Origin of the sequence: Mycobacterium sp. E2989, assembly GCF_001667595.1 — a bacterium.
Taxonomy (GTDB): Bacteria; Actinomycetota; Actinomycetes; order Mycobacteriales; family Mycobacteriaceae; genus Mycobacterium.
Map to the genome: position 1 here is coordinate 1 of NZ_LZJX01000006.1, position 25811 is coordinate 25811.

Genomic DNA, 25811 nt, shown 5'->3' on the forward strand with positions numbered 1-25811 from the left:
TGCTGGGCGCGAACGCCGACCCGCGGGATGCGGTGATCACCGCGGCCGGGCGCCTACAGGGGACGCTGGCCGGCTGGGTGTACCAACACGGGATGTGGCCATGGGCGCTGGCCGCGGGCGCGCTGACGATCGTCGTCATCGGCGGCACCTGGTACCGCCGGACGCGCGCCGGGGCGGCGGCCCTACCTGATCCAGCCGCGCCGGCGGCCCCACAGGTCGCGGACCAGGGCGACCAGCACCAGCGTGGCGAACCCGATCAGGAACCAGTTCTCGATGTGGCCGACGTGGTTGCCCCGCAGCATTGCCAGCAGGAACACGATGATGACCAGGCCGGTGATGTGCCACGTGCGGTGATTGATCCTGCTCCAACCCCACTTCGCCGACGGCACCTCGACGGTGTCGACGCCGGTGAACTGTTCCACCTCGGTACTGGCCACGGTGAATCCCTTTCGTGATCGGCTGGTAGGAGAGATTCTGGCACACCGGTCGCGGGACCGAGCGGGCACAATGAGTGAGTGACAACCGCGACACCCGAGGGCCGCCTGCGCGTGCTGGTGCTGGGCAGCACCGGCTCGATCGGTACCCAGGCGCTGGAGGTGATAGCGGCCCATCCGGACCGCTTCGAGGTCGTCGGGCTGGCCGCGGGGGGCGCGAACCTGGACACCCTGCTGCGGCAGCGCGAGCAGACCGGCGTCACCAACGTCGCCGTCGCCAACGAACGCGCGGCGCACGTCGCCGACGTCCCCTACGGCGGTCCCGACGCGGTGACCCGCCTGGTCGAAGACACCGAGGCCGACGTCGTTCTCAACGCGCTGGTGGGGGCGCTGGGCCTGCGGCCGACGCTGGCCGCGCTGGAATCGGGCGCCCGGCTCGCGCTGGCCAACAAGGAATCGCTGGTCGCCGGCGGACCGCTGGTTGTGCAGGCGGCGCGACCGGGCCAGATCGTGCCGGTCGACTCCGAGCACTCCGCGCTGGCCCAGTGCCTGCGCGGCGGCGCTCCGGAGGAGGTCGCCAAGCTGGTGCTGACCGCGTCCGGGGGGCCGTTTCGCGGCTGGACCGCCGCCCAGCTGGAGGGCGTCACCCCCGAACAGGCCGGCGCCCACCCGACCTGGTCGATGGGCCCGATGAACACCCTGAACTCGGCCTCGCTGGTCAACAAGGGCCTCGAGCTCATCGAAACCCACCTGCTGTTCGGCATCCCGTACGACCGCATCGAGGTCGTGGTGCACCCACAGTCGATTGTTCATTCGATGGTCACCTTCGTCGACGGCTCGACCATCGCCCAGGCCAGCCCCCCGGACATGAGGCTGCCCATCTCGCTGGCGCTGGGCTGGCCGGCCCGGGTGCCCGGGGTTGCCGCGGCGTGCGACTTCAGCACCGCCGCTAGCTGGGACTTCGAGCCGCTGGACAGCGAGGTTTTCCCCGCGGTCGAACTGGCCCGTTACGCCGGCCAGACCGGCGGCTGCATGACCGCGGTGTACAACGCGGCCAACGAAGAAGCCGCGGCGGCGTTCCTCGAGGGCCGGGTGGGATTCCCCGTCATCGTGAAAACCATCGCCGACGTGCTGCACGCCGCAGACCAATGGGCGGTTTCACCCGCTAACGTGGATGAGGTACTAGACGCGCAGCGCTGGGCTAGGGACAACGCCAGGCGCCGAATCGATCGAGTCGCACGGGCACGGCCCACCCAGGCCCCCGTCAACGCCTCCGGAATGGTGTGAGAAAGGTCCTGCAGACCAGATGATGTTCGTTATCGGCATTGTGCTGTTCGCCCTCGCCATCCTGATCTCGGTGGCGCTGCACGAGTGCGGCCACATGTGGGTCGCCCGCGCCACCGGCATGAAGGTGCGGCGCTATTTCGTCGGGTTCGGGCCCACGTTGTGGTCGACGCGGCGCGGGGAGACCGAGTACGGCATCAAGGCCGTGCCGTTGGGCGGCTTCTGCGACATCGCCGGGATGACCTCGGTGGAGGAGCTGGCCCCCGACGAAACCGACCGGGCGATGTTCAAGCAGGACGTCTGGAAGCGCGTCGCGGTGCTGTTCGCCGGTCCGGCCATGAACTTCGTCATCTGCCTGGTCCTGATCTACGGCATCGCACTGGTCTGGGGGTTGCCGAACCTGCACCCGCCGACCCGGGCGGTGATTGGTGAAACCGCTTGCGTCGCACCGGAAGTGGCGCCCGGCAAGATCGCAGACTGCACCGGCCCCGGCCCGGCCGCGGTGGCCGGGATCCGCGCAGGCGACGTCGTGGTCAAGGTCGGCGACACCCCGGTGTCCACCTTCGAGGACATGGCCGCGGCGATCCGCAAGATGCACGGCACCGTTCCGGTCGTCGTCGAGCGGGGCGGCAACACCATCACCACCTACGTCGACGTGACGCCCACCCAGCGCTTCGTGACCAACGGGGCCAACGGCCAGGGCGGTCAGCCGGCGCCCGCGACGGTCGGCGCCATCGGCGTCGCCGCGGTCAAGCTCGCGCCCACCCACTACGGCGTGCTGTCCGCGGTGCCCGGCACCCTCGCGTTCGCGGGGGACCTGACCGGCGAGGTCGGCAAGGCGCTGGTCACCATCCCGACGAAGGTCGGCGCGCTGGTGCACGCGATCGGCGGCGGGCAGCGCGACCCGCAGACCCCGATGAGCGTGGTCGGCGCCAGCATCATCGGCGGCGACACCGTCGACCACGGGTTGTGGGTGGCGTTCTGGTTCTTCCTGGCCCAGCTGAACCTCATCCTGGGCGCGATCAACCTGGTGCCGCTGCTGCCGTTCGACGGCGGCCACATCGCCATCGCCGTGTTCGAAAAGATCCGCAACCTCATCCGGTCGGCCCGCGGCAAGGTCGCGGCCGCACCGGTGAACTACCTCAAGCTGATGCCGGCCACCTACGTGGTGCTGGTGTTCGTGGTCGGCTACATGTTGCTGACCGTGACCGCCGATCTGGTCAATCCGATCAGGCTCTTCCAATAGTCGAAGTGAAGGAACGAAAGTGACCATTGGCCTGGGCATGCCGGACGCTCCGGCGCCCACGCTCGCCCCCCGGCGCAAGACGCGGCAACTCATGGTCCGCGACGTCGGGGTGGGCAGCGACTATCCGATTTCGGTGCAGTCGATGTGCACCACCAAAACCCACGACGTCAACGCGACCCTGCAGCAGATCGCCGAGCTGACCGCCGCCGGCTGTGACATCGTCCGGGTGGCGTGCCCGCGCCAGGAGGACGCCGACGCGCTCTCCGAGATCGCCAAGCACAGCAACATCCCGGTGATCGCCGACATCCACTTCCAGCCCAAGTACATCTTCGCGGCCATCGATGCCGGCTGCGCGGCGGTGCGGGTGAACCCCGGCAACATCAAGGAGTTCGACGGCCGGGTGGGCGAGGTGGCCAAGGCCGCGGCCGCGGCGGGCATCCCGATCCGCATCGGCGTCAACGCCGGCTCGCTGGACAAGCGCTTCATGGAGAAGTACGGCAAGGCCACGCCCGAGGCGCTCGTCGAATCCGCGCTGTGGGAGGCCTCGCTGTTCGAGGAGCACGGCTTCGGCGACATCAAGATCAGCGTCAAGCACAACGACCCCGTCGTGATGGTCGCCGCCTACGAGCAGCTGGCCGCCCAGTGCGACTATCCGCTGCACCTCGGCGTGACCGAGGCCGGCCCGGCGTTCCAGGGCACCATCAAGTCCGCGGTGGCCTTCGGCGCGTTGCTGTCGCGGGGGATCGGCGACACCGTCCGGGTGTCGCTGTCCGCGCCGCCGGTCGAAGAGGTCAAGGTCGGCATCCAGATTCTCGAGTCGCTGAACCTGCGGCCGCGCGGGCTGGAGATCGTGTCCTGCCCGTCCTGCGGTCGCGCGCAGGTCGACGTCTACACCCTGGCCAACGAGGTCACCGCCGGCCTGGAGGGTATGGACGTGCCGCTGCGCGTCGCCGTGATGGGCTGCGTGGTGAACGGTCCGGGCGAGGCGCGCGAGGCCGACCTGGGCGTCGCGTCCGGAAATGGCAAGGGACAGATCTTCGTTCGCGGCGAGGTGATCAAGACCGTGCCCGAGGCGCAGATCGTCGAGACCCTCATCGAAGAGGCCATGCGCCTCGCGTCGGAGATGGGGACCGATCACGGTCCTGAAACAACATCAAGCGGTTCGCCGATCGTCACCGTAAGCTGATGGGGGCCGGTTCCCAGCCGCCGGTCCATTAGTTCGCATCAGAAGAGAGTTCGCCAGATGTCGGCTCCGCCCCTGTTCCGCCTTGTCGGCGAGCGACGGGTGTCCGTGGTGCGTGACGCCGCCGCCGTCTGGCGGGTGTTCGACGACGATCCGGTCGGGTCGTGCATGGTCGCGGCCCGGGTGGCCGACCACGGCATCGATCCCAACTCCATCGGCGGGGAACTGTGGACCCTGCGCGGCGCGGAGGACTCGCTGTGCTTCGCCGGCGCCAACCTGATCCCGCTGCGCGGCGCCCCGGCCGACCTGGACGCCTTCGCCGACGAGGCGATGAGCGGAACCCGGCGCTGTTCGTCGCTGGTCGGCAGGGCCGAATTGGTGATGCGGATGTGGGAGCGGCTCGAGCCGGCCTGGGGCCCGGCGCGCGACGTGCGCGACCGTCAGCCGCTGCTGGCGCTGTCTCGGCACCCCAACTGCGACATCGACCCCGGCGTGCGCCAGGTCCGGCCGGACGAGCTGGACGCCTACCTGGTGGCCGCCGTCGACATGTTCATCGGCGAGGTGGGCGTCGACCCCCGCCTCGGCGACGGCGGGCGGGGTTACCGCCGCCGGGTGGCCAGCCTCATCGCGGCGGGGCGCGCGTGGGCCCGTTTCGAGCAGGGCCAGGTCGTGTTCAAGGCCGAGGTGGGCTCGCAGTCGCCGGGCGTCGGCCAGATCCAGGGGGTGTGGGTGCACCCCGAATGGCGGGGCCTGGGCATCGGCACCGCAGGCACCGCGACCGTGGCCGCCGTGATCGTCGGCAGCGGGCGCACCGCCAGCCTGTACGTGAACAGCTTCAACACGGTCGCCCGCGCGGCGTACGCCCGGGTCGGCTTCGCCGAGGTGGGCACCTTCGCGACGGTGCTGCTGGACTAGCGCTCCTTCATCCCGCTCGGCCGGGTTACCCGCCCATAACGGTCAGGTCTCGGTGTGTCGGCGGTGGCCGAGCAGCCCCGCTTCATAACATCTGTACCAATGGTCACAAAAACCCCACTGGTAATCGTGGCGGCCGGGCTGCTGCTGGCGGCCGTCGCGATGTCCGGCTGCACCCCCCGGCCCGACGGCCCCGGCCCGGCGGCCGAGAAGTTCTTCGCCGCCCTGGCCATCGGCGACACCGCCACCGCCGCCCAGCTCAGCGACAACCCCAACGACGCCCGCGAAGCGCTGAACGCGGCGTGGGCCGGGCTGCAGGCGACCCACCTCGACACGCAGATCCTCAACGCCAAGTACGCCGAGGACACCGGGACGGTCGCCTACCGCTTCACCTGGCACCTGCCCAAGAACCGGACCTGGACGTATGACGGCCAGCTGAAAATGGCCCGCGACGAGGGCCGCTGGCAGGTGCGCTGGACCACCACCGGGCTGCACCCCAAACTGGGCGAGCACCAGACGTTCGCGCTGCGGGCCGACGCGCCGCGGCGCGCCTCGGTGAACGAGCTCGGCGGCAGCGACGTGCTGGTCCCGGGCTACCTGTACCACTACACGCTCGACGCCACCCAGGCCGGATCCGGCGCGGCGCTGATCGGGACGGCGCACGCGATCGTCGATGTCCTGCACCCCTTCAACGGCGGGCTGAGCGACCCGCAACTGCTCGCCGAGCAGGCCAGCTCGGCGACCCAGCCGGTGGACCTGGTGACGCTGCACCCCGACGACAACGACAAGGTCTTCCCGGCGATCGGCCGGCTCCCCGGCGTCGTCGTCACGCCCCAGCCCGAAATCCTGCCCACCGACCCGCATTTCGCCCCCGCCGTCATGGCCGAGGTGAAGAAGGCCGTCGTCGACCAGCTCGACGGTGAGGCCGGCTGGCGGGTGGTGAGCGTCAACCAAAACGGTGTCGAGGTCGAGGTGCTGCACGAAGTGCCGGGGTCGCCGGCGCCGTCGATCTCGATCACGCTGGACCGGGTGGTGCAAAACGCCGCCCAGCGCGCGGTGGACACCCGCGGCGGCAAGGCGATGATGGTCGTCATCAAGCCGTCGACGGGGGAGATCCTGGCGATCGCGCAGAACGGGGGCGCCGACGCGGAAGGCCTGCTGGCCACCACCGGCCTGTTCCCGCCGGGGTCGACGTTCAAGATGGTCACCGCCGGCGCGGCCGTCGACCGCGACATGGCCACCCCCAACACCATGCTGGGCTGCCCGGGCCACCTCGACATCGGCCACCGCACCATCCCCAACTACGGCGGCTTCGACCTGGGTGTGGTGCCGATGTCGCGGGCGTTCGCCAGTTCGTGCAACACCACCTTTGCCGAACTCAGCAGCAGGATGCCGCCGCGCGGCCTGACGCAGGCGGCCACCCGCTACGGGATCGGGCTGGACTATCAGGTGGACGGCATCACGACGGTGACCGGGTCGGTGCCCCCGACGGTGGACCTCGCCGAGCGCACCGAGGATGGCTTCGGCCAGGGCAAGGTGCTGGCCAGCCCGTTCGGCATGGCGCTGGTGGCGGCGACCGTCGCCGCGGGCAAGACGCCCACGCCGCAGCTGATCGCGGGCCGGCCGACCGCCGTGCAGGGCGACACCACCCCGATCAGCCCGAAGATGGTGGACGCGCTGCGGCCCATGATGCGGCTGGTCGTCACCAACGGGACCGCCAAGGAGATCGCCGGGTGCGGCGCGGTGTACGGGAAGACCGGTGAGGCCGAGTTCCCGGGCGGCTCGCATTCCTGGTTCGCCGGCTACCGCGGCGACCTGGCGTTCGCCTCGCTGATCGTCGGGGGCGGCAGCTCGGAATACGCGGTGCGGATGACCAAGGTGATGTTCGAATCGCTGCCGCCCGACTTCCTGGCCTAGCGCCGCTCGCAAGCGCGCCGCCCGCGGCGGGCGGAGCGGGGCGGCGCCATCTGGCCTAGCGCCGCTCGCAAGCGCGCCGTCCGCGGCGGGCGCAGCGGGGCGGCGCCATCTGGCCTGACGCCGACGGGCCGCTCGGCGGTAAATTGCGATCATGACGGATACCGGCGGCGACATGGTGGCTCCGGTTTCGCTGCGCGTATCCGACGCCGACCGCAACGGCACGATGCGGCGACTGCACAACGCCGTCGCGCTCGGACTGATCGACATCGACGAGTTCGAGCAGCGCTCGTCGCAGGTGTCCTACGCGCGCACCCGGGGTGAGCTGGACGGGCTGGTCGGCGACCTGCCCGGACCGGGCGCGATCGTCACGTCCGCGGCCGACCGCGTCGAGCTGCGCGGTTGGGCCGGCTCGCTCAAACGCCAGGGCGAATGGACGGTGCCCACCCGCCTGGCGTTGGTCCGACGGCTGGGCTCGATCGATCTCGACCTGACCAGGGCGCGGTTCGCCGGCCCGGTGGTGGTCATCGAACTCGACGTGCGAGGCGGCTCGGTGGACATCCGGCTGCCCGACGGGGCCAGCGCCTCGATCGATGACGTCCAGGTCTATGTGGGCAGCGCCCGCGACCGCCGCAGGGACGCGCCGGGCGAGGGCCGGCCCCACGTGGTGTTGACGGGCCGGGTGGTGTGCGGCTCGGTCACCATCCGAGGGCCGCGGCGCTCGTTGATCCGCGGCCGTCTCGAGGGCCCGCATCGGGGGCGAGCGCGCGGTTAAGCTGGTCGGCATGCCTGCTCGCACCGCGCTTGCCCCCGGAGAGTTGTCCCCGACTCTGCCGGTGCCCGTCCGCATCCCCCGCCCGGAGTACGCCTGGAAGTCCACGGTGCGGGAGGGTAGCGAGCCGTGGGTGCAGACGCCGGAGGTGATCGAGAAGATGCGCGTCGCCGGCCGGATAGCGGCCGGCGCGTTGCAGGAGGCGGGCAAGGCGGTGGCGCCCGGGATCACGACCGATGAACTGGACCGGATCGCCCACGACTACATGGTCGACCACGGCGCCTACCCGTCGACCCTGGGTTACAAGGGCTTCCCGAAGTCGTGCTGCACGTCGCTCAACGAGGTCATCTGCCACGGCATCCCCGACTCGACGGTGGTCGAGGACGGCGACATCGTCAACATCGACGTCACGGCCTACATCGACGGCGTGCACGGCGACACCAACGCGACCTTCCTGGCCGGCGACGTATCCGAGGAGCACCGGCTGCTGGTGGAGCGCACCCGGGAGGCGACGATGCGCGCGATCAACGCCGTCAAGCCGGGGCGGGCGCTGTCGGTCGTCGGCCGCGTCATCGAGGCGTACGCGAATCGGTTCGGGTACAACGTCGTTCGTGACTTCACCGGCCACGGCATCGGCACCACGTTCCACAACGGCTTGGTGGTGCTGCACTACGACCAGCCCTCGGTCACCACGGTCATGCAGCCGGGCATGACGTTCACCATCGAACCGATGATCAACCTCGGCGGGCTGGACTACGAGATCTGGGACGACGGGTGGACGGTGGTCACCAAGGACCGCAAGTGGACCGCGCAGTTCGAGCACACCCTTCTGGTCACCGACACCGGCGTCGAAATCCTCACGTGCCTCTAGCGCGAGCAGACAGAAAATCGCACGATTGCCGGGGCAAAGGTGCGATTCTGCGTCTGGTGGACGGGCAGGGCCCGGCGAACACCGCCGAAGGATGAGCGGGGCGCTGCTGGTCGCCGGCACCAGCTCCGACGCCGGGAAATCGGTGGTCGCCGCGGGACTGTGCCGGCTGCTGGCCCGCCGCGGGGTGCGGGTGGCGCCGTTCAAGGCGCAGAACATGTCCAACAACTCCGTGGTCACCGTCGAGGGCGGCGAGATCGGCCGCGCGCAGGCGCTGCAGGCGCGGGCGGCGGGGCTGGAGCCCAGCGTCCGGTTCAACCCGATCCTGCTCAAACCCGGCAGCGACCGGACCTCGCAGCTGGTGATCCGCGGCCAGGTCGCCGATTCGGTGACGGCGGCGAGCTATGTGCGGCATCGCGACCGCCTCGCCGGGATCGTCGCCGACGAATTGTATTGCCTGCGTGCCGAATTCGACGCGGTGATCTGCGAGGGCGCCGGGTCGCCGGCCGAAATCAACCTGCGCGCCACGGATTTGGCGAACATGGGGCTGGCCCGGGCCGCGAACCTGCCGGTCATCCTCGTCGGTGACATCGACCGCGGCGGCCTGCTGGCCCACCTGTTCGGGACGGTCGCGGTGCTCGAGCCGGACGACCAGGCGTTGATCGCCGGCTTCGTCGTCAACAAATTCCGCGGCGACCCCGCACTGCTGGAACCCGGTCTGCGCCAGCTGCATGCGATGACCGGCCGCCCGACCTATGGGGTGCTGCCCTACGCCGACGAGCTTTGGCTGGACGCCGAGGACTCGCTTTCGGTGGTCGCGCACCGCGTCGTCGGCACCCCGGAACCGCCGCGCGGGCGCGAGTGGCTGCGGGTGGCCGCGATCCGGCTGCCGCGGATCTCCAATTCCACCGACATCGAGGCGCTGGCCTGCGAACCGGGCGTGCTGGTGCGCTGGGCCACCGACCCCGCCGACCTGGCCGACACCGACCTGATCGTGATCCCGGGGAGCAAGTCCACCGTCGCCGACCTGGCCTGGCTGCGCGAGCGCGGCCTGGCCGAGGCGATCACCGCGCACGCCGCAGCCGCAAAACCGGTGCTGGGCATCTGCGGTGGTTTTCAGATGCTGTGCCGGCGCATCGATGACGCCGTGGAATCCGGGGCCGGCGAGGTCGCGGGGCTGGGGCTGTTGGACGCCGACATCGCCTTCGGCGAGGCCAAGATTCTGCGCCGGTGGCCGCCACCGCTGACCGGATACGAAATTCATCACGGCAGGGTGTCGCGGTTCGCCGAGGAGAGCTGGTTCGGCGCCGAGGGCGGGCGCGACTGCCAACCGCACGGGCTGGTGCGCGGCGCGGTGTTCGGCACGCATTGGCACGGCCTGCTCGACAACGACGAGTTCCGCCGCGCCTGGCTCATCCGCGTGGCGGATGCGGCCGGGCGCGGGTTCGTCGCCGCCGAAACCAACGTCGCCGCCCGGCGTGATGCGCAGCTCGACGCGATCGCCGATCTGCTCGCCGCTCATCTCGACGTCGGCGCGGTTTTCGCTTTGCTCGACGGTCCACCGCCGCGCCGACCGCACATCGCAACTCGCTTGCGGCCGTAGGACATTCACTCAGTTGTGCGCGCGTGAAGGTCGAATTGACGGCGATGCAAACCCGTTGCGCGCGCAAGGATGTTGTAGAAATCGTCGCGCGCGCAGACCGATTCCCTGTAGCGTGCGTAGATGCCCTCTATGATGACCACGCTCGACGGGTTCCCCGTCCCGGTAGCCGTGGCCGGTCCGGAACAGGGCGTCGTCGTCGTCATCCTGGGCGACGAGGATCGCGTCCCCGCCGCGTATGACGCGGTGTGCGAGCGCCTGCACACCGCCTCACTCCGGACGGTCGTCATCGGTCTCGACGCGCGCCTGACGCCCAAGTCGGTGGTCGGCATCCTGGACGCATTCGGCATCGGATGGGCCGTGGTGATGGGCGATCGCGCCGGCGCCGAGCTGGCCTGGGAGCTCGCGGCGACGAAACTCGGGCGGTTCGTGGGTCTCGTGGTGATCGACCGCGGTCACCCGCGGGTGCCCAACCGCGACGGCGTGGTCCAAGACGAACACTGCCCGCCGGTGGAGATCGGCACCACGGTCCTGGTCAGCTCGCCGGCCACCAGGGCCGTCGCCCAGGCCAGCCAGCAGTATGTGTACGCCGAATACCGCGTGGTGCACCTGGGCAGGCGCACGGTCCAGGAGTCGACGGCGCAGCTGGCCGCCGAGATCGTGTTGCGTACCAGCACCTGGTAGCCGCCGGTCGGCGCGCGGAACCCCCATTCGCACAATCGAATTGGTCCCCGCCGCGCGGCGCTGATCGCCTGGGGCCGGTACCGTTTCGACCGGAGCCCGGAGCCGTTGTGCCGAGCGGTCGCTCAGCACACCGATGCGGAAAGGATGCGCGGTTGTGAACGCCAAGGGGCGGCCGGTGGTGGGCCTGACCTCCTACCTGGAGCGGGTCCAGGCGGGGATCTGGGACATCCCCGCGGGCTATCTGCCGGCCGACTACTTTCAAGGCGTCGTCGCGGCCGGCGGCGCCGCGGTGTTGCTCCCCCCGCAACCGGCGGAACCCGAGACCCTCGGCGCGGTCCTCGACGGCCTGCACGCGCTGGTGATCACCGGCGGCTACGACCTGGACCCCGCGGCCTATGGCCAGCAACCCCATCCGGCCACCGATCCACCGCGCGCCGACCGCGACGCCTGGGAATTCGCGTTGTTGCGGGGCGCGCTGGACCGCGGCCTGCCGGTGCTGGGCATCTGCCGCGGCGCGCAGGTGCTCAACGTGGCGCTCGGCGGCACCCTGCACCAGCACCTGCCCGACGTCCTCGGACACGACGGGCACCGGGCGGGCAACGGGGTGTTCACCCGGTTGCCGGTGCGCACCGTCGCGGGCAGCCGGCTGGCCGCGCTGGTGGGGGAGTCCACCGACGCGCCGTGCTACCACCATCAGGCGATCGACAAGGTCGGTGCGGGCCTGGTGGTCAGCGCCTGGGATCCCGACGGCGTCGTCGAGGCGCTGGAGTTGCCCGGCGACACGTTTGTGCTTGCGGTGCAATGGCATCCGGAACAGTCCCTGGACGACATGCGCTTGTTCGCCGCGATCGTGGACGCCGCGCGGTCGTATGCCGCACGCGACGGGCGTTAGGCGACGGTTCCGCGGTAGACCACCGCGGGGGCGGCGGCCGCGGTCCACGTCCGTGGCACCGCAAGCACCCCGACCGAGGCCGCGCGGCCGACCGTAACGGCCGCGCCGCCGACGCCACGCCGGCCGGGCAGCAGGCACCGCAGCGCGGCGGCCTTGTTGAGGGAGTTGAGCCGGGCGATCGCCACCCCCGACGGCGCCGTGAGCGAGCTCAGCTTCGACAGGGGGCAGGTCGCCGACGCGAGGGAGACGTCGAACGTCGCCAGCGGAGACGCCGACAGCGCCCGCAACGCGCCGGGCGCGGCCGACATCAGCTGCCGGCCCGCCGCCACGACCTCGGGCGCCGAGCGCAGCGCCCACGTGGCTTGGTCCGCCCCGCCGGGCGGCAAGGTGAACGGTGCGAGGGCCGCCGCGTCCGCCGAGTCCGCGGCGTAGGCGTACATGGCCGCGGCGTTGCGGGCCCACATCCGTTCGTAGTCGGCCTCGGTGTCGGCGATGGCCGGGGCGCCCTGTCCCAGGCGGTTGGCCAGGATCAGCGATCCGCGCAGCGCGCGATTGGCCGCGATCGCCGCCGGCGGCACCGTCGCCGCCAACACCGCCCGGTGGGCGCTCGCGGCCGCGGCGGCCCCGGCGGCGGCCTGTTCGGCCAGGATCGCGGTGGTGGTGAGCCAATCGATGTAGGGCGCCGCGCTGGCCGGCGCGGGGCCGTCGCAGCGGGCCACCAGTTTCGAGGTCACCGCGCGGTAGTCGGCGACCGCGGTGTGCAGCCGAACGGCCAGGGCGGCCCAGGCCGTCGCGGCCTCGGCGAGCGACCCCGAGCCGGGGCCGTCATGGATGTCACCGGAGATGATTTCCGGCGCAAGCGTTGTGAAATTCATTGCTGTCTCTGCCTAACGACGGCGGTATGAGCCGCGAATGTGGACTCTTCTGTTGGGACGTAGGCATGGGGGTTACAGGCCTACTCGCACACGCGGCGGTGCAACGACGGCGGCCGCCGCGGGCGATCGAGCCCTCAGCAGCGCGCGATGCAGAGCCGCGTCAGCAGATCGTCCGGTGCAACCGCCCCCGAAGCGCACGACGGCGCGCGGGGCAGCCGGAATACCGCGGGCGCAAACGAAGTCGGTAGTGGCGACCCGATAGCAGGCGGCGCCGAGCGGGCCCATGTCGGCGGCCGATCCCGGGTCATCCACGCCGTCTTGGTGGTCTTGTGATGGGTGGGTGCGGAACCGGGGGCGGGGTTCGCGTTATGTGCTTGTGCGCGAGCCACATTCACGCCGGCCGCGGGCTGCGGCAGCGCGGGCGCGGTTCCGCGCGCCGCCCAGCCCGTGGTGACCGCGCAGAACACGCCGAGCGCCGCAACGATGGCGACGGCCGACCGCCGTCGTCGAGCTTTACCCGCACCCCCGCCTGTCACAGTGGGCCCGAAATTACTACCCGAGGCTGGACGGGCCATCCCGGCGAGCTGTGAAAACGATCAAAGTCCGTTGTGGTTGAACGCGATGAGCGGGATCGCCATCTCGGCGGGCGTCGCCGCGCCGTGGAAGCCGACCAGCCTGGCCGTTTCCGGCGGCTCGTGTCCGGTCGCCAGCACGGCCGCATCCCCGGTGCAGACGACGACGACGTCGCCGATCCGCGGCAGGTGCGCGGGGTTGACCGGGCCGAACATGCCCGTGGCCACCGCCTGCTCGCGGCTGTAGACGTGCGCCTTACCGTCGAGGATCTCGGCCCAGGCCGCCTGCACGTCCGCCGCGGCGCCGGCCTCGGTGTGCAGGTAGCGCACCCGCGGCTCGCCGGCGACGACGCGGACCCCCGCGGTCAGCCGCGGGTCGGTGTCGAGGTCAACCCGCGCGTCCGGGGGGACGTTGAAGCCGCCGTGGTCGGCGGTCACCAGCAGCGCCGCGTTGCCGGGCAGCCGGTCGACCAGCCGGGTCAGCAGGGCGTCGATCTGGGCCGCCGCGTCGTGCCAGTGGGACGACCCGACCCCGAACGCGTGCGCCGCGAAGTCCAGCGCGCCGGTGTAGCCGTAGACCAGGCCCGGCGCGGCGTGCAGCTCGTCGGCCAGCCGCTGCGCGTTGTCGTCCGCCGGTTCGACCGGGCGGAATTCGGCGCCGCGGTAGGCCGAATCGGTCAGCCCGCTGCCCATGAACGCGGCCGGCAAGACGGCGCGCGCGCCGATCCCGGACTCGTTGAGCCGCCCGAACCAGGTGGGCAGCGGCTGCCACTCGGCGTGCGGCGGATCGTCGCGCCACAGGATGTGATTGAGCACCCGATCCGTGCCCGGGACGTTCAGCGTGAAGCCGAGGATCCCGTGTTCGCCGGGCTGCACCCCGGTGCCGAGCGAAACCAGGCTGGTCGGGGTGGTCGACGGAAACGTGCAGGTGAGCTCGGTCAGACGCCCGGTCTGCCCGGCGAGCACCGAGGAGAGCAGCGGGGCGCTGCCGGCCAGCTCGCTGAGCAGGTGCCAGCCCAGCCCGTCCACCAGCACGACCGCGACCCGGTCGACGTCGCCGGCCCAGTCGGCCAGCGCCAGTCTGTCGACGGCGCCCGGCGCACCGAGCAGGGCGGCTGCGGCGGGCAACACGTCACAGAGGGAACCGGCCACGGGGGCCAGTCTGACACGAAATTACACACGCGCCAGTCGGTTGCTCGTGATCCGCAGCTGACGGTCCGTCGCGTCGGACAGGGCGCGGACCTGGCCCTGCGACAACCGGCCACACAGCCGCCCCCAGTGCAGCGCGACCTCGTCACCGGCGGCCGCGTCGGGCACCGCGCTGTACCCGTCGGTCCAGACGTCGTACACCCGGGACGACGGCTCGGACAGCGCCAGCGCCTCACCGTCGAGCACCAGGCGTCGGCATCGCACCTCGATCCGGTCCTGGTCGCGGGAGAGCACCGTGCCCCACGTGATGCGGCAGTTGTCGAGCACGCCCAGGGGATGTTCATCCATGCCGCGGCCCAAGAACCGCGTCCACGGATACACCCCGAACACGTGAAAGCAGTGATTGGCGGCCGCCTCGGGGGCCAGCTCCGGTGTGAGGTGCGACCAGTAGCGGCCCGCTTGCGGGCCGATGATCGCCAGCAACGCGCCGAAGAATTCTTGCGGGTCCAGATCTGCGCCCACGCCGCCGGCCAGCCAGTACGACTCGACGAGGCGATGATCCAGCGGGTCGGCGATCCCGGTGAGCGTCGAGAGCACCCGCAGGTATGGCCACGCCCCGGAAAACCTCGTCGCCGCCCGGCGCACCTCTTCGACCGAGCCGTCGCGCAGGGTGGCACCGAGGGGCGGACCGCAATAGCCCAGCGCGTTGGGCGCGTGGGCATAGCGCGCGAACATCTCGACGCCGCGGGCGTCACCGTCGGTCAAGTCTGCCCCACGAGCTTGACCGCGTCGCGATGCATGCGGCCGAAGTTGTAGTAGGCCGCGCAGGCCCCCTCCGGGGACACCATGCAGGTGCCGATCGGGGTCTCCGGGGTGCAGGCGGTGCCGAAAACCTTGCACTCCCAAGGCTTGAGCACACCCTTGAGCACCTCGCCGCACTGGCACGCCTTCGGGTCGGCGACCCGCACGCCCGGCATCGCGAACCGCAGCTCGGCGTCGAATTGCGCGAAATCGTCGTGCAGGCGCAGCGCGCTCTGCGAGATGAAGCCCAGCCCGCGCCACTCGAAGTGCGGGCGCAGCGCGAACACCTTGCCCATCAGGGCCAGCGCCGCCGGGTTGCCGTGCTCGGGCACCACGCGCTTGTACTGGTTTTCCACCTCGCAGCGGCCCTCGCGGATCTGGGTCAACAGCATCGCGACCGCCGCCAGAATGTCCAGCGGTTCGAAACCGGCCACCACTAACGGCTTTCGGTACACCTCCGGCACGAACCGGTAGGGCCGGTTGCCCACCACGGTCGACACGTGCCCGGGCCCGATGAACCCCGACAGCCGCAGGTCCGGCGACTCGAGGATGGCCTTGATGGGCGGCACGATCGTGACGTGGTTGCAGAAGACGCTGAAATTGGCCAGGCCCATGTCCCGGGCGCGCACCAGGGTGACCGCGGTCGAGGGCGCGGTGGTCTCGAAACCGATGGCGAAGAACACGACGTGCTTGTCGGGATTGTCGAGCGCGATCTTCAGCGCGTCCAGCGGCGAGTAGACGAATCGCACGTCGGCGCCGCGCGCCTTGGCGTCCAGTAGGCTGCCGGCCGAGCCCGGCACCCGCATCATGTCGCCGAAGCAGGTGAAGATCACGTCGGGCTGGCCGGCCAGCCACATCGCGTCGTCGATGCGACCCATCGGGATCACGCAGACCGGGCAGCCGGGCCCGTGCACCAGTTCGACGTTGTCGGGCAACAGGTGCTCGATGCCATGCCGGTAGATCGTGTGGGTGTGCCCGCCGCACACCTCCATGAACTTGAACTGTTCGCCGGGGCCGGCCAGCCGCCCGATGGCGCCCAGCAGCTTGCGGGCCGCGGCCGGATCCCGGAACTCGTCAACGAATTTCATGCTCGTGCCCCCTTTTAGATAATGGCCGACGAGTCGAAGGCTTCCAGCTCGGTGGCGTAGGCGTCCCCGAGCTTCTGGACGGCGGCCAGGGTGAGCAGCGCCTCGGTCTCGTCGATCTTGGCCATCGCGAACCCGACGTGAACCAGCACCCAATCGTCCGGTGCGGGCATGTCGTCCTCGAGCAGCCGGACGCTGATGGTGCGCTGCACGCCGCTGACGTCGACCTTCGCCAAATAGTTTGCCGGATCGGTGATCTCGACGATCCGACCCGGAATCCCCAGACACATCTTCGGTCCTCCCTTAGCAAATCCTCGGCAGCGGGTCACCGACGAGCATGTCGACGATCCGGGTTCCGCCGAATCCGGTGCGCAGCACCACGGTTTCGGCGGGTTCGGCGACGATCTCCCCGACCTCGGCCGCGTCGGCGCCCAACGGGTGCGACCGCAGCGCGGCCAGCCCCGCGTCGGCCTCCTCCGGCGCGACGACCGCGACGAACTTGCCCTCGTTGGCCACGTACAAGGGGTCGATGCCGAGCAGCTCGCACGCGCCATTGACCATGGGCCGCACCGGAAGTCGCTCCTCGGAGAGCAGCACCCCCAGGCCGCACGCCTGAGCCAGCTCGTTGCAGACGGTGCCGACCCCGCCGCGGGTCGCGTCGCGCAACCAGCGGGTCGACGGCGCGGCCGTCAGCAAAAGCTCCACCAGCGGGCTGACCGACGCGGTGTCGGAGGCGATGTCGGCCTCGATGGCCAGATCGCCCCGCGCGAGCATGACCGCCATCCCGTGATCGCCCATCGAACCCGACAGCAGCACCCGGTCACCCGGTCGCACCGACGCCGCGGACAGCGCGCGCCCCGCCGGGATGACCCCCGTGCCGGTGGTGGTGACGAACAGGCCGTCGGCGGCGCCCTTGGGAACCACCTTGGTGTCGCCGGTGACCACCCGCACCCCCGCGGCGGCGGCGGCCGCCGCCATGTCGGCGACGATCTCCTTCAACTCGGCGATTCCGAAGCCCTCTTCGAGCACGAACGCCGCGGAGATCCACGACGGCACGGCCCCGGCCATCGCGAGGTCGTTGCAGGTGCCGTGCACGGCCAGCGAGCCGATGGAACCGCCGGGAAAGCGCCTGGGCTGCACCACGAACGAGTCGGTGGACATCGCCAGGCGTTGGCCGCCGGGCAGCGTCAAAACCGCGCTATCGCCGAGCGACTCCAGCAGCGGGTTGCGCAGCGCCTCCATGAACACCGCATCCACCAGCGCGGCCGAGGCCTTGCCGCCCGCGCCGTGCGCCAGCGTCACGTGGTCGTCGAGGAGGCGGGGCCGGCGCCTGCGGAACGATTCGATGCGTTCGATCACCTCGCCCTCGGCGAACCGCGGCCCCGACGAAAGGTATTCACCCGTGCTCATGCCGCCCCCAAACCTTGGTCGCCGCCGAGGCATTGATGCACGCTCAGCCACAGCTGATAACCGAGCAGCGCCTGCGATTCCTGGATCCGGTGCACGCTTTGCGAACGAACGACGAAGCAGGCGTCCACATTTGGGTTGCCGGCGAAGGCGCCGCCGTCATAGCCGGCGAATCCGATGGTGTACAGGCCGCGCTGGCGCGCCTCGGCCAGCGCGGCGAGCAGGTTCGGCGAGCCGCCGCTGGTCGACATCGCGATGGCGATGTCACCGGTGGTGGCGCGGGCGATCAACTGCCGGGCGAAGACCAGTTCGAAACCGACGTCGTTGCCCAGGGCGGTCAGGATGGCCTGATCGGTGGTCAACGGCCACGCCGGCAACGGTTTGCCGACCGGCGGCCGGGCGAACAGCCGCGCCAGGGTGGTGGAATCGGTGCAGCTGCCGCCGTTTCCGAAGGTGAACATGCGCCCGCCCGCCGTGAAGCGCCGCGCCACCTCGGCGGCGGCCTGGCCCAGCAGCGCGGCGTTGGCCTGAAGCGTCGAGCGCCGCAGCGCCAGGCTTTCGGCCGCCTTCGCCTGCGCCGAGGCCGCCAGGTCGGCCAGCAGCGACGCGGGATCGTCTTCCTGCGCGTCGATGAAGGGGTACAGGAAGTTGGTGGGTTCGTCGGCGCGACTCATCGGCCCTCCTCCGCTTCCAGCCTGCCGATCGCCATGCCGGCGTGCACCAGGATGAGATCCCCGGCTTCGACCGGGTCGATCAGCGTGGTCACCACGGTCTCGACGCCCCGGGCGGTGCGCACCGTGCCGTGTCCGTCGGCCGAGGCCGTCACCACTTCGCCCGGGCGACCCTCGTCGCTGCAGGTGACGCAAACCGACTCGGCGACTTCGGGTTTGAGCAGCCCGGGGTGCTCAAAACACACGTGGGTCAGCTCCCACAGCAGGTGATAGAACAGCACGAATCCTCCCGTCGCGGGCACGCGCGGATCGGGATCGTCGAGCCACAGCACGTGATCGGCCATCCCCGCCTCGGGTCGCTCGCCGCTGCCGATCCAGATCGTGGCGGCGCCCCATGCGGGGGCGCGCCGCATCACCGAGCGGACCTGCGTGTCATCGGCGCCGGACACCGCGACCACGATGTCACCGGGTCGCACGGACACCCGCGCCAGGTCCACCAGGTCCGGTCCGGTCAGCGCCACCGCGGGCAGGGCCCGTTTACCCATGATCACCGGGTGTACGAATTCGACCGCGATGTGCAGCGCGTGCGGTTCCCACGACGGCGCGAGGGACCACATGGTCGCGCCCGCGGCGAACCGCTTGGCGAGCGTGAACGCCGTGGCCGCGAGGTCTTCGGCCAGTTCGGCGCTCAACCCGCGATCGATGGCAGTGGTGGTCATCGTTCAGCCTCCCTCCCGCGCGGTCAGCATGCTGACCACGGCCTGACCCAGGGCGAGCCCGCCGTCGTTCGGCGGAACGGTGCGGTGGGTCAGCACCTCGAATCCGGCGCGCCGCAATCGCTGCCGACATGCCTTGAGCAACAACACGTTTTGGAACACCCCGCCGGTGAGGCCCACCAGCCGGGTGGTACCGGCCGCCTGCGCGACCACCCTGGCGACGGCGTCTGCGACGGCGTCGTGGAACGCCAGGGCCAGCGTCGCGGGTTGGGCCCCGGCGTACAGCGCGGACACCAGGTCCTGCACCATCGGGGCGGGATCGATCACGCCGTCGGCGCCCACCATCAGGGTCAGCGACGGACCGGCTTCGCCGCCGGCCGATTCCGCCAGCGCCTCGAGCTCGATCGCGGCCTGGCCCTCGTAGTCGATGCGGTGCCGCACGCCGAGCAGGGAGGCGACCGCGTCGAACAGGCGGCCCATGCTCGAACAGGGCACGCATCCGAACCCCGTCTCCAATTGCGAACGGGTGAAGCGCAATTCGTCCCTGCTTGCCGCCGCGACCGGCGCCAAATCGGGGGTCCAGGCGATGCCGGCCGACCACAGCTGCGACAGCGCCATGCGCCACGGGTTGCGCACCGCCGCGTCGCCGCCGGGCAGCGGCACGGGTAACAGGTGACCGGCCCGGACGAATCGGTGGGTGTCGCGGCCGAGCCGGAGGATCTCCCCGCCCCAGATGGTCTGGTCGCATCCGTACCCGGTGCCGTCGAACGAGACCCCGACGACGGGTTCGCCGATGCGCCCATGCTCGGCGAGCAGCGACACCACGTGCGCGTGGTGGTGCTGAACGAGGTCCAGCGGCCGGTCGTCCGCGCGGCGCTCCGCCCAGCCGCGGGTGTGGTATCCCGGATGCAGGTCGGCGGCCAACCGCGCGGGCTCGCCACGTATTTCGCCGAGCTGGCTCACCGCCCGCTCGAACGCGCGCAGCGTCTCCCAGCTGGCCATGTCGCCGATGTGCCCGGACAGGTAGGCGCGCGGGCCGTCGGTGAGGCAGAAGGTGTTCTTCAGTTCCCCGCCGACGGCCAGCACTGCCGGCCCGGCGACGTTCAGGCCGACCGGGAGCGGCGCATAGCCCCGGGACCGGCGGATCGGCAGTTCACCCCCGTCGACGACGCGCACCACCGAGTCGTCGCACGGGACGTGGATGGGGCGGTCGTGGTCGAGCACCGCGTCGCAGAGCGCCGGGAGTCGTTGTGCCGCATCGTCTTCGGTGAAGCAGATGGGTTCGTCGGACCGGTTGGCGCTGGTGAGGACCAGCGCGCTCGGGGCCGGCGCGGTGGCGCCGGGCACGGGCGCCAGCAGCAGGTGATGGATGGGGGAGTAGGGCAGCATCAGTCCGAGCAGCGGGCTGCCGGGCGCGACGCCGTCGGCGACGGGCGCGTCCGGCCGGCGCCTGAGCAGCACGATGGGGCGGGCGGGGCTCAGCAGCACCGCGGCCTCGCTCTCGTCGACGTAGGCGTAGCGGCGGGCCACGGCGAGGTCGCGGACCAGCATGGCAAACGGCTTGCCACCGCGGGCCTTTCGCGCCCGCACCGCGGCCACCGCCGTGCCGTCGGCGGCGGCGCAGGCCAGGTGGTAGCCGCCGACACCCTTGATGGCGACCACCGCCCCCGCGGCCAGCGCGCGTTGGGTGGCCGCCAGCGCGGCGTCCGCCCCGCCGACGCGCCCGGCCGCCGACCGGAACCACAGCGACGGCCCGCAATCGGGGCAGGCGATGGGCTGCGCGTGGAACCGGCGATCGGCGGGGTCGTGGTATTCGGCGGCGCAGCGCGCGCACATTCCGAACCCCGACATCGTGGTCGCCGGGCGGTCATAGGGCAGCTCGCGGATGATGGTGAACCGCGGCCCGCAGTTGGTGCACGTGACGAAGGGGTGGCGGTAGCGCCGGTCGCCCGGGTCGAACAGCTCGGCGACGCAGTCGTCGCACACCGCGATGTCCGGCGGGATCGGCGTGGCGACGCCGGGGACGGCGCGGCTGGTCACTATCCGGAATCCGCGTTGGCGGGCGGCGCCGGCCGACAGCTCGCTGATTGCGACGTCGACGATTCGGGCCAGCGGGGGCGCCTCGGCGCGCAGGCGCCGGCCGAATTCGTGCACGCGTTCGCGCTCGCCCTGCACCTCGAGGAAGACGGCGCCCGAATCGTTGCCGACGAAGCCGGACAGGCCGAGCTCGGTCGCGAGGCGGTGGACGAAGGGCCGGAAGCCAACCCCCTGCACGACACCGGTCACGGTAAGGCGCTGCCGTACCTCGGCGTGTCGAAGCAGCAGGGGGGCGGGGGTCATCTCAGCCGGCCTCCGGGGAGTCCGTCGGGTCCGGGCCGCCACGGCCCATCAGCTCCAGGCCGGCCATCGCCTGCTCGGCGCCCGCGCGGTCCGTCTTCTCGACGGCGAAACCCATGTGGATGATGATCCAATCGCCGGGGGCGAACGTCTCGTCCGGCAGCATGCCGACGTTGATCTTGCGCTGTTGGCCGGTGACGTCGACCAGCGCGAGCTGCCCCTCGAAGCCGTCCAACATCCGGATCACTTGGCCGGGAATCCCTAGGCACATGGCTCGGCGTCCCCTCGGCTGGTCGCGACCGGGTGCGCCTGCAACGCCGCGACGATCTCCTCGACGGCGCGCGCGGCGCGGGGGACCGCCTTGGCCACGGGCTCGGTGAGGCCGATGCCCTCCTCGACGCTGCCCGCCTCGCACCCGACGACGACGGTGTAGGGCGGGTTGCCGCCCAGCGCCCGCAGGCTGGCGAACACCGCGCCCGGGTCCATGCCGTGCCCGTCGAAACCGGCTGCGGCCGAATCCGATTCGTGATCCGCCTGGAAGACGTGCAAGGTGCCGGGGTTGCCGCGGCTGGGGACCGCGTCGATGAGGACCAGCGTGTCCCAGTCCTCGAGCAGGTCGTAGGCCAGGTGCATGCCGCTGATGCCGTAGTCGGTGACGCGAACGGTCGCGTCGTCCTGCGCGATGTCGGCGTTGCGGATCACTTCGGATCCGAATCCGTCATCGCCCAGGAAGATGTTGCCGATGCCGGCGACCAGGATGCGCGCTGTCATCTCCGCTGTCCGAGCAAGTTACATCCGCCTCAGTTTCAGGTACCGGCGCGCGTCGGGCAGGGACACCAATCCCAGGGCCAATCCGACCACGAGCACCAGCGCGATGATCGCGACGAATATCCAACCCATGATCTCCATCTCGGCTCCTTTCACGAGTTTGCCGGGCTGCGTTGCGCTTCCAACGGCTCGATTTCGTCGGGGGAGAAGTACAAATAGCGGCCGTACCAGTCGTGCAAATCGGCGGCCGGGTCGTCGTCGACCACGACGCCGACGTGCTTGTTGCCCTCGACGTCCGAGTGCACCGAGGTGACGCGCGCGGTCTTGCCGGCGACGAAGATGTCCTGCGCGTCGGCGTTGCGCCTCGGCCGCAGCCGCACCCGGCTGCCGCGGGCCACCCGAACCCCGTTCACCAGTACCGCGTCGATTTCCGGTCGGACGGCGTTGTCGGCCAGCGGATCCCACCAGTCGACGCCCTCCGGTATCTCGGGGACCAGGCCCCGGATCTCATGCGGGTCGCGCAGCACGCCGTGCAGGCGCGCCATCGCCTCGGGGGACATGGCGTCGCACTGGTCGATGATGCGCGCCGCCCGCGGATCCGTGGCCCGGGCCTGCGCCTTCTCCTCCTCGGTCATGGTCATCACGCGCAGGGTGAGGATCTCGTCGATCTCCGTGCAGTCGTACAGTGCGGTGTCGCTCTGTTCGGCAACCTCGGGATGGTCGTAGAGGATGATCGGCGAGATCAGCAGCAGATCCCGCGTGCCGGGCGGACCGGCCAGCACCGGGAAGCAGCGGTGGTGGCTGCAGCGGGAGGCCGCATCGGCCGCCGCCCGGGGCGGCTCGAGCAACGAGACGAACTGTCCGGTCTCGAGTTCGGCGATCAGGTGCGTTCCGATCATGGACCGCGCGATCGAGTCGTTCTTGTCCACGGCGCCATCGCCGACGTTGCTGACCCGCACCGACACCCGGCACAGGTCGCCATCCGCCTCGCTGGCGACCGTGAGCACGCCACGTACCTCCCGTCGTTGGCGCACGAGGCGCCCGCCATCGAGGAATTCGATGTCGATGCCCGCATCCGCCGTCACGGCCAGTGTCCACGGCCGGCCGTCCAGCGCGACAGGGCCGAAGGACCTCTCGCATTCGACCGCCTCGTCCCAGGTGAGCCACGACCCGGTCGGGGTCGTCAGCTCGTCGACGGGCTCGTATTCGCCCACGCCCACTTCGCGCTCGGCCCGGCGGTGCTGCAACTGCAGGAACCGCACCACCAGGCGCAACTCCCGCGCCCCCTCGACGAGGAACTGCGCCGCCAGCGAGTCGTCCTCGCCCAGGCCCGCCGCGGCGGCCCCGGGCGGGCCCAAAACGCCGAATTGCCAGCGGGATTGGTTCTTGCTCGACGTCCCGCGGTACGGGTAGAGCAGGTAGCCCTCGTAGAGCACCGCGTCGGCGACGGCGCGGGCCCGGTCCCGATCCTCGGTCACCGCGCCGCCTCCCGGTCCGCGGCCAGCAGGGCGGTGATCGCGTGGTCTAGGTCGAGCAGCCCGTGCGCGGACTTGTAGGCGGCCAGCGCGCGGATGGTCTCGTGGCTCAGCCGCAGCCAGCCGGCGTTCGGGTAGTGCTGGGCGATCAACTGCCGCCAGACCTCGACCGGCATGTCGTAGCGGCTTTCGCAGTCCCAGGGGACCTGTTGGACGGAAAACCCGCGATCGGATTTGACGAAAATCGTTCCGCTGAACAGGAACTGCAGCGGCAGCGCGCCGTCGCGCAACGCGTGCAGGTATTTGGAAGCGGCGACCTCGAAGTCGTAGGTGCAGTCCAGCGTGAGCGCCGCCGTCGTCGTGCCGGTGAACCCCGGCACCATCGCGGAGCAGTGCTGCCACAGGAAGGTCCGCTGGGTGCTCGCCCAGCGCTCACGCGGGCCGAACAAATCGGTCAACCCGGCGGCTTCGTCGTCGGAGTACGGCCGGCGCAGCGGTTCGATGCGGACCTGGCAGCGCAGGGCGATCGCGTGCACCGGGTCGTCCCCGGCGGCCACGGCGATGCGGGCGGTCAGCACCGGGCTGACGGTGTACGGTTCGGGCGCCACGTCGAGGACCGCGAAGTCGAGGTCGATCATGGCGGCGTCACGGGCATTTTCTGGGCCCGGGCTTCGATGTCGGCAAAGAAGCCGGCGATGAATTCGCGGGCCTCCTGCCCCCCGTCGAACCCGCGCCACAGCAGACGCAGCCGCCCGACGAATTCGTAGCAGGCGTCGATCGGGACGAGGTAGCTCTGCGGCGGGCCGGATTCGGGAACCCGGACCAGCAGCGCCTCGACGTCGTCGGCCAGCAGGCCCACCCGCGCGTCGGCGCCGGCGATCGCGTCCCAAACGTCCAGTGCCAGTTCGGATTCGCAGGCGCCGGCCGGCCCCGGGTAGAAGGCGACGGTGCGTCCGAGGGCGGAGTTGGCGAAGAAGAAGGCGACGCCGACGGGGATCTGCAGCGCCTCCCAGGCGCGGCGGTCCAGCGCGAAGTCCGGGAAGGACAGGTATTTCTCGGGCACGGCGCGGTAGCGCAGTTCGGCCCGTGCATCGGTGAACAGCAGGTAGCAGGCGCGGCACACGCACATGAGCTGCCGATCGGCGACGTTGACCACGTGCTGGTGAGAGTCGGCGATCGACTCCGAACACATCTCGCACCGCTCGCCCGCCGGCTCGGGGGCCGGCCTGGCGCTGCGGATGCGGGTGAGCACCTCGTAGGGGGTCGTCATGCCGGGGCGCCCATCGCTTGCGTCGGCCTGCGGTCCGGCAGCGCCACCGACAGCACGCCGTCGCGCGGCAGCAGGGGCAGCGGATCCAGGTGCGCGCCGTCGGGCCCGGCGCCGGCGTGCACGACGTCGAAACGGGAGCCGCAGCGGGGACATTCGAGCAGCGGCCCCAGCAGCGCGGCGCCGGCGAGGGTGTCGTCACACACGGGGCAGTGGTCGGAGTACGCGAACGACCGGTCGTCGACGCGGCAGGCCAGTAGCGTCGTACCGTCGACCCGAAAGCCGCCGACCTCCCCGGACGCCAGCCCGGCCAGCTCGGGAACCGGGTGCCAGCTGCCGGTCGAATGCACGTGCGCCAGTAGGGATTCGGCGGGGATGACGCTCGCGCCGCCCGGGTCGGCGGCCACCACCTCGATCGACGACACCTCGGGCGCCGCGGCGAGCACGGCGTCCTGCACGGCCAACTCGAGCGTCACCGCCGACGACGGGCAGCTCTTGCAGCTGCCCTTGAACGCCAACCGCACGGTGCCACCGTCGATTCCGAGCAGGTCGACATCCCCGCCGTGCGAGCCCAGATACGGCCGCACCCGGTCGAGCGCGTCGGACACCCGACGGCGCACGTCGTGCGGGTGCAGGCCGTGAACCAGGAGCAGGCTGGCCACCAGGTCGTCGGTGGCCAGCCGCTCGGCCAGGGTGGGATCCTGCGCCTGCTGGGCCAACATCATGATCCGTTCCAGGCCGGCCCCGTAGAGCCCGACCACCTCACGGACCAACTGTTGGGCGCGTTCCCGCGCGGCGGCCCCACCCGCCGCGCAGGAATCCAGCAGGGTCTGGATCCGATCGCCCGCTGTGCGCCACCGCGCCTCGCTGTCGTCAACGGTCTCCGGGCGATCCACCAT

The 25811-nt window shown here is 70.9% G+C and carries 26 protein-coding genes and 1 pseudogene; 11 read left to right on the forward strand and 16 right to left on the reverse strand.

From position 1 onward, the window contains the following. Nucleotides 1-167: pseudogene (locus A5680_RS25560) on the forward strand (cytochrome c biogenesis protein CcdA); the annotation flags it as partial. 15 nt (nucleotides 168-182) lie between these two features. Here the strand turns inward: A5680_RS25560 and A5680_RS25960 are convergent. Next, nucleotides 183-437 (reverse strand): DUF2631 domain-containing protein, encoded by a 255-nt coding sequence (locus A5680_RS25960; RefSeq protein ID WP_067815177.1) that lies wholly within the window; start codon nucleotides 435-437, stop codon nucleotides 183-185. Nucleotides 438-515: 78 nt separating this feature from the next. Between A5680_RS25960 and dxr the strand changes: the two genes are divergently transcribed. The 10 genes from dxr to A5680_RS00995 all read left to right on the forward strand — a co-directional run bounded on the left by dxr (nucleotide 516) and on the right by A5680_RS00995 (nucleotide 11789). Beyond that, nucleotides 516-1721 carry a 1-deoxy-D-xylulose-5-phosphate reductoisomerase gene (gene dxr / locus A5680_RS00950; RefSeq protein ID WP_067815180.1) on the forward strand — a complete coding sequence of 402 codons (1206 nt, stop codon included), beginning with the start codon at nucleotides 516-518 and terminating at the stop codon, nucleotides 1719-1721. Nucleotides 1722-1740: 19 nt separating this feature from the next. After that, a complete protein-coding gene (locus tag A5680_RS00955) occupies nucleotides 1741-2964 on the forward strand; it encodes an RIP metalloprotease (RefSeq protein ID WP_067815183.1) in 1224 nt (407 codons plus the stop codon). Between the two features lie 19 nt (nucleotides 2965-2983). Further along, complete coding sequence (gene ispG, locus A5680_RS00960) at nucleotides 2984-4150, forward strand: flavodoxin-dependent (E)-4-hydroxy-3-methylbut-2-enyl-diphosphate synthase (protein WP_067815185.1); 1167 nt, start codon at nucleotides 2984-2986, stop codon at nucleotides 4148-4150. A 57-nt stretch (nucleotides 4151-4207) separates the two neighbouring features. After that, nucleotides 4208-5062 carry a GNAT family N-acetyltransferase gene (locus A5680_RS00965; RefSeq protein WP_067815188.1) on the forward strand — a complete coding sequence of 285 codons (855 nt, stop codon included), beginning with the start codon at nucleotides 4208-4210 and terminating at the stop codon, nucleotides 5060-5062. A gap of 99 nt (nucleotides 5063-5161) precedes the next feature. Beyond that, nucleotides 5162-6976: a penicillin-binding transpeptidase domain-containing protein gene (locus tag A5680_RS00970; RefSeq protein WP_055400456.1), complete on the forward strand. Its 1815-nt coding sequence runs from the start codon at nucleotides 5162-5164 to the stop codon at nucleotides 6974-6976. Nucleotides 6977-7127: 151 nt separating this feature from the next. Continuing rightward, on the forward strand, nucleotides 7128-7748 hold the full coding sequence (locus A5680_RS00975) for a DUF1707 domain-containing protein (RefSeq protein ID WP_055400455.1): 621 nt from the start codon (nucleotides 7128-7130) through the stop codon (nucleotides 7746-7748). A 10-nt stretch (nucleotides 7749-7758) separates the two neighbouring features. After that, nucleotides 7759-8616 (forward strand): type I methionyl aminopeptidase, encoded by an 858-nt coding sequence (gene map, locus A5680_RS00980; protein WP_055400453.1) that lies wholly within the window; start codon nucleotides 7759-7761, stop codon nucleotides 8614-8616. Nucleotides 8617-8707: 91 nt separating this feature from the next. Beyond that, nucleotides 8708-10216 carry a cobyric acid synthase gene (locus tag A5680_RS00985; protein WP_067815191.1) on the forward strand — a complete coding sequence of 503 codons (1509 nt, stop codon included), beginning with the start codon at nucleotides 8708-8710 and terminating at the stop codon, nucleotides 10214-10216. Between the two features lie 120 nt (nucleotides 10217-10336). Beyond that, a complete protein-coding gene (locus A5680_RS00990) occupies nucleotides 10337-10897 on the forward strand; it encodes an alpha/beta hydrolase (protein ID WP_197281102.1) in 561 nt (186 codons plus the stop codon). A gap of 133 nt (nucleotides 10898-11030) precedes the next feature. After that, nucleotides 11031-11789 carry a gamma-glutamyl-gamma-aminobutyrate hydrolase family protein gene (locus tag A5680_RS00995; RefSeq protein WP_067815193.1) on the forward strand — a complete coding sequence of 253 codons (759 nt, stop codon included), beginning with the start codon at nucleotides 11031-11033 and terminating at the stop codon, nucleotides 11787-11789. Here A5680_RS00995 and A5680_RS01000 read toward each other — a convergent pair. The 15 genes from A5680_RS01000 to A5680_RS01070 form a co-directional block, all read right to left on the reverse strand. Next, nucleotides 11786-12664, reverse strand: a complete 879-nt coding sequence (locus A5680_RS01000; protein ID WP_055400445.1) for a PPE family protein — start codon at nucleotides 12662-12664, stop codon at nucleotides 11786-11788. The genes A5680_RS00995 and A5680_RS01000 overlap by 4 nt on opposite strands. 596 nt (nucleotides 12665-13260) lie before the next feature. Next, nucleotides 13261-14388: an alkaline phosphatase family protein gene (locus tag A5680_RS01005; RefSeq protein WP_055400443.1), complete on the reverse strand. Its 1128-nt coding sequence runs from the start codon at nucleotides 14386-14388 to the stop codon at nucleotides 13261-13263. Nucleotides 14389-14409: 21 nt separating this feature from the next. Beyond that, nucleotides 14410-15150, reverse strand: coding sequence for a DUF6390 family protein (locus A5680_RS01010; RefSeq protein WP_255379789.1), 741 nt, complete (start codon nucleotides 15148-15150; stop codon nucleotides 14410-14412). Then, nucleotides 15147-16274 carry a hydrogenase formation protein HypD gene (gene hypD, locus A5680_RS01015; protein ID WP_067815196.1) on the reverse strand — a complete coding sequence of 376 codons (1128 nt, stop codon included), beginning with the start codon at nucleotides 16272-16274 and terminating at the stop codon, nucleotides 15147-15149. Before hypD ends, A5680_RS01010 begins: the two co-directional genes overlap by 4 nt. 14 nt (nucleotides 16275-16288) lie before the next feature. After that, the gene (locus tag A5680_RS01020; protein WP_055400439.1) at nucleotides 16289-16561 is read right to left on the reverse strand and encodes a HypC/HybG/HupF family hydrogenase formation chaperone; all 273 of its coding nucleotides are present in this window, start codon (nucleotides 16559-16561) and stop codon (nucleotides 16289-16291) included. A gap of 13 nt (nucleotides 16562-16574) precedes the next feature. Beyond that, nucleotides 16575-17681, reverse strand: coding sequence for a hydrogenase expression/formation protein HypE (hypE, locus tag A5680_RS01025; RefSeq protein WP_082459739.1), 1107 nt, complete (start codon nucleotides 17679-17681; stop codon nucleotides 16575-16577). Then, a complete protein-coding gene (locus A5680_RS01030; RefSeq protein WP_067815199.1) occupies nucleotides 17678-18352 on the reverse strand; it encodes an SIS domain-containing protein in 675 nt (224 codons plus the stop codon). Before A5680_RS01030 ends, hypE begins: the two co-directional genes overlap by 4 nt. Then, complete coding sequence (locus A5680_RS01035) at nucleotides 18349-19068, reverse strand: HypC/HybG/HupF family hydrogenase formation chaperone (protein ID WP_055400435.1); 720 nt, start codon at nucleotides 19066-19068, stop codon at nucleotides 18349-18351. The genes A5680_RS01030 and A5680_RS01035 overlap by 4 nt, the downstream gene beginning before the upstream one ends. A 3-nt stretch (nucleotides 19069-19071) precedes the next feature. After that, nucleotides 19072-21405, reverse strand: a complete 2334-nt coding sequence (gene hypF / locus A5680_RS01040) for a carbamoyltransferase HypF (RefSeq protein ID WP_067815202.1) — start codon at nucleotides 21403-21405, stop codon at nucleotides 19072-19074. Between the two features lies 1 nt (nucleotide 21406). Further along, nucleotides 21407-21673, reverse strand: a complete 267-nt coding sequence (locus A5680_RS01045; RefSeq protein ID WP_055400430.1) for a HypC/HybG/HupF family hydrogenase formation chaperone — start codon at nucleotides 21671-21673, stop codon at nucleotides 21407-21409. Beyond that, entirely contained in the window at nucleotides 21664-22173 is a 510-nt protein-coding gene (locus tag A5680_RS01050) for a hydrogenase maturation protease (protein WP_055400428.1), read from the reverse strand. Before A5680_RS01050 ends, A5680_RS01045 begins: the two co-directional genes overlap by 10 nt. A gap of 149 nt (nucleotides 22174-22322) precedes the next feature. Further along, on the reverse strand, nucleotides 22323-23648 hold the full coding sequence (locus tag A5680_RS01055) for a hypothetical protein (RefSeq protein ID WP_067815205.1): 1326 nt from the start codon (nucleotides 23646-23648) through the stop codon (nucleotides 22323-22325). Beyond that, a complete protein-coding gene (locus tag A5680_RS01060; RefSeq protein ID WP_055400424.1) occupies nucleotides 23645-24283 on the reverse strand; it encodes a DUF6084 family protein in 639 nt (212 codons plus the stop codon). The genes A5680_RS01055 and A5680_RS01060 overlap by 4 nt, the downstream gene beginning before the upstream one ends. After that, complete coding sequence (locus A5680_RS01065; RefSeq protein ID WP_055400422.1) at nucleotides 24280-24915, reverse strand: DUF5947 family protein; 636 nt, start codon at nucleotides 24913-24915, stop codon at nucleotides 24280-24282. Before A5680_RS01065 ends, A5680_RS01060 begins: the two co-directional genes overlap by 4 nt. Continuing rightward, nucleotides 24912-25811, reverse strand: a complete 900-nt coding sequence (locus A5680_RS01070; RefSeq protein WP_067815208.1) for a NifU family protein — start codon at nucleotides 25809-25811, stop codon at nucleotides 24912-24914. The genes A5680_RS01065 and A5680_RS01070 overlap by 4 nt, the downstream gene beginning before the upstream one ends.

Bases quoted from the DNA above. Each gene is read 5' to 3' on its own strand.
- A5680_RS00955 (WP_067815183.1), top strand. From the start codon at position 1,741: ATGATGTTCGTTATCGGCATTGTGCTGTTCGCCCTCGCCATCCTGATC.
- A5680_RS00965 (WP_067815188.1), top strand. From the start codon at position 4,208: ATGTCGGCTCCGCCCCTGTTCCGCCTTGTCGGCGAGCGACGGGTGTCC.
- A5680_RS00970 (WP_055400456.1), top strand. From the start codon at position 5,162: ATGGTCACAAAAACCCCACTGGTAATCGTGGCGGCCGGGCTGCTGCTG.
- A5680_RS00975 (WP_055400455.1), top strand. From the start codon at position 7,128: ATGACGGATACCGGCGGCGACATGGTGGCTCCGGTTTCGCTGCGCGTA.
- map (WP_055400453.1), top strand. From the start codon at position 7,759: ATGCCTGCTCGCACCGCGCTTGCCCCCGGAGAGTTGTCCCCGACTCTG.
- A5680_RS00985 (WP_067815191.1), top strand. From the start codon at position 8,708: ATGAGCGGGGCGCTGCTGGTCGCCGGCACCAGCTCCGACGCCGGGAAA.
- A5680_RS00990 (WP_197281102.1), top strand. From the start codon at position 10,337: ATGCCCTCTATGATGACCACGCTCGACGGGTTCCCCGTCCCGGTAGCC.
- A5680_RS00995 (WP_067815193.1), top strand. From the start codon at position 11,031: ATGCGGAAAGGATGCGCGGTTGTGAACGCCAAGGGGCGGCCGGTGGTG.
- A5680_RS01000 (WP_055400445.1), bottom strand. From the start codon at position 12,664: ATGAATTTCACAACGCTTGCGCCGGAAATCATCTCCGGTGACATCCAT.
- hypD (WP_067815196.1), bottom strand. From the start codon at position 16,274: ATGAAATTCGTTGACGAGTTCCGGGATCCGGCCGCGGCCCGCAAGCTG.
- A5680_RS01020 (WP_055400439.1), bottom strand. From the start codon at position 16,561: ATGTGTCTGGGGATTCCGGGTCGGATCGTCGAGATCACCGATCCGGCA.
- hypE (WP_082459739.1), bottom strand. From the start codon at position 17,681: ATGAGCACGGGTGAATACCTTTCGTCGGGGCCGCGGTTCGCCGAGGGC.
- A5680_RS01030 (WP_067815199.1), bottom strand. From the start codon at position 18,352: ATGAGTCGCGCCGACGAACCCACCAACTTCCTGTACCCCTTCATCGAC.
- A5680_RS01035 (WP_055400435.1), bottom strand. From the start codon at position 19,068: ATGACCACCACTGCCATCGATCGCGGGTTGAGCGCCGAACTGGCCGAA.
- hypF (WP_067815202.1), bottom strand. From the start codon at position 21,405: ATGACCCCCGCCCCCCTGCTGCTTCGACACGCCGAGGTACGGCAGCGC.
- A5680_RS01045 (WP_055400430.1), bottom strand. From the start codon at position 21,673: ATGTGCCTAGGGATTCCCGGCCAAGTGATCCGGATGTTGGACGGCTTC.
- A5680_RS01050 (WP_055400428.1), bottom strand. From the start codon at position 22,173: ATGACAGCGCGCATCCTGGTCGCCGGCATCGGCAACATCTTCCTGGGC.
- A5680_RS01060 (WP_055400424.1), bottom strand. From the start codon at position 24,283: ATGATCGACCTCGACTTCGCGGTCCTCGACGTGGCGCCCGAACCGTAC.
- A5680_RS01065 (WP_055400422.1), bottom strand. From the start codon at position 24,915: ATGACGACCCCCTACGAGGTGCTCACCCGCATCCGCAGCGCCAGGCCG.
- A5680_RS01070 (WP_067815208.1), bottom strand. From the start codon at position 25,811: ATGGTGGATCGCCCGGAGACCGTTGACGACAGCGAGGCGCGGTGGCGC.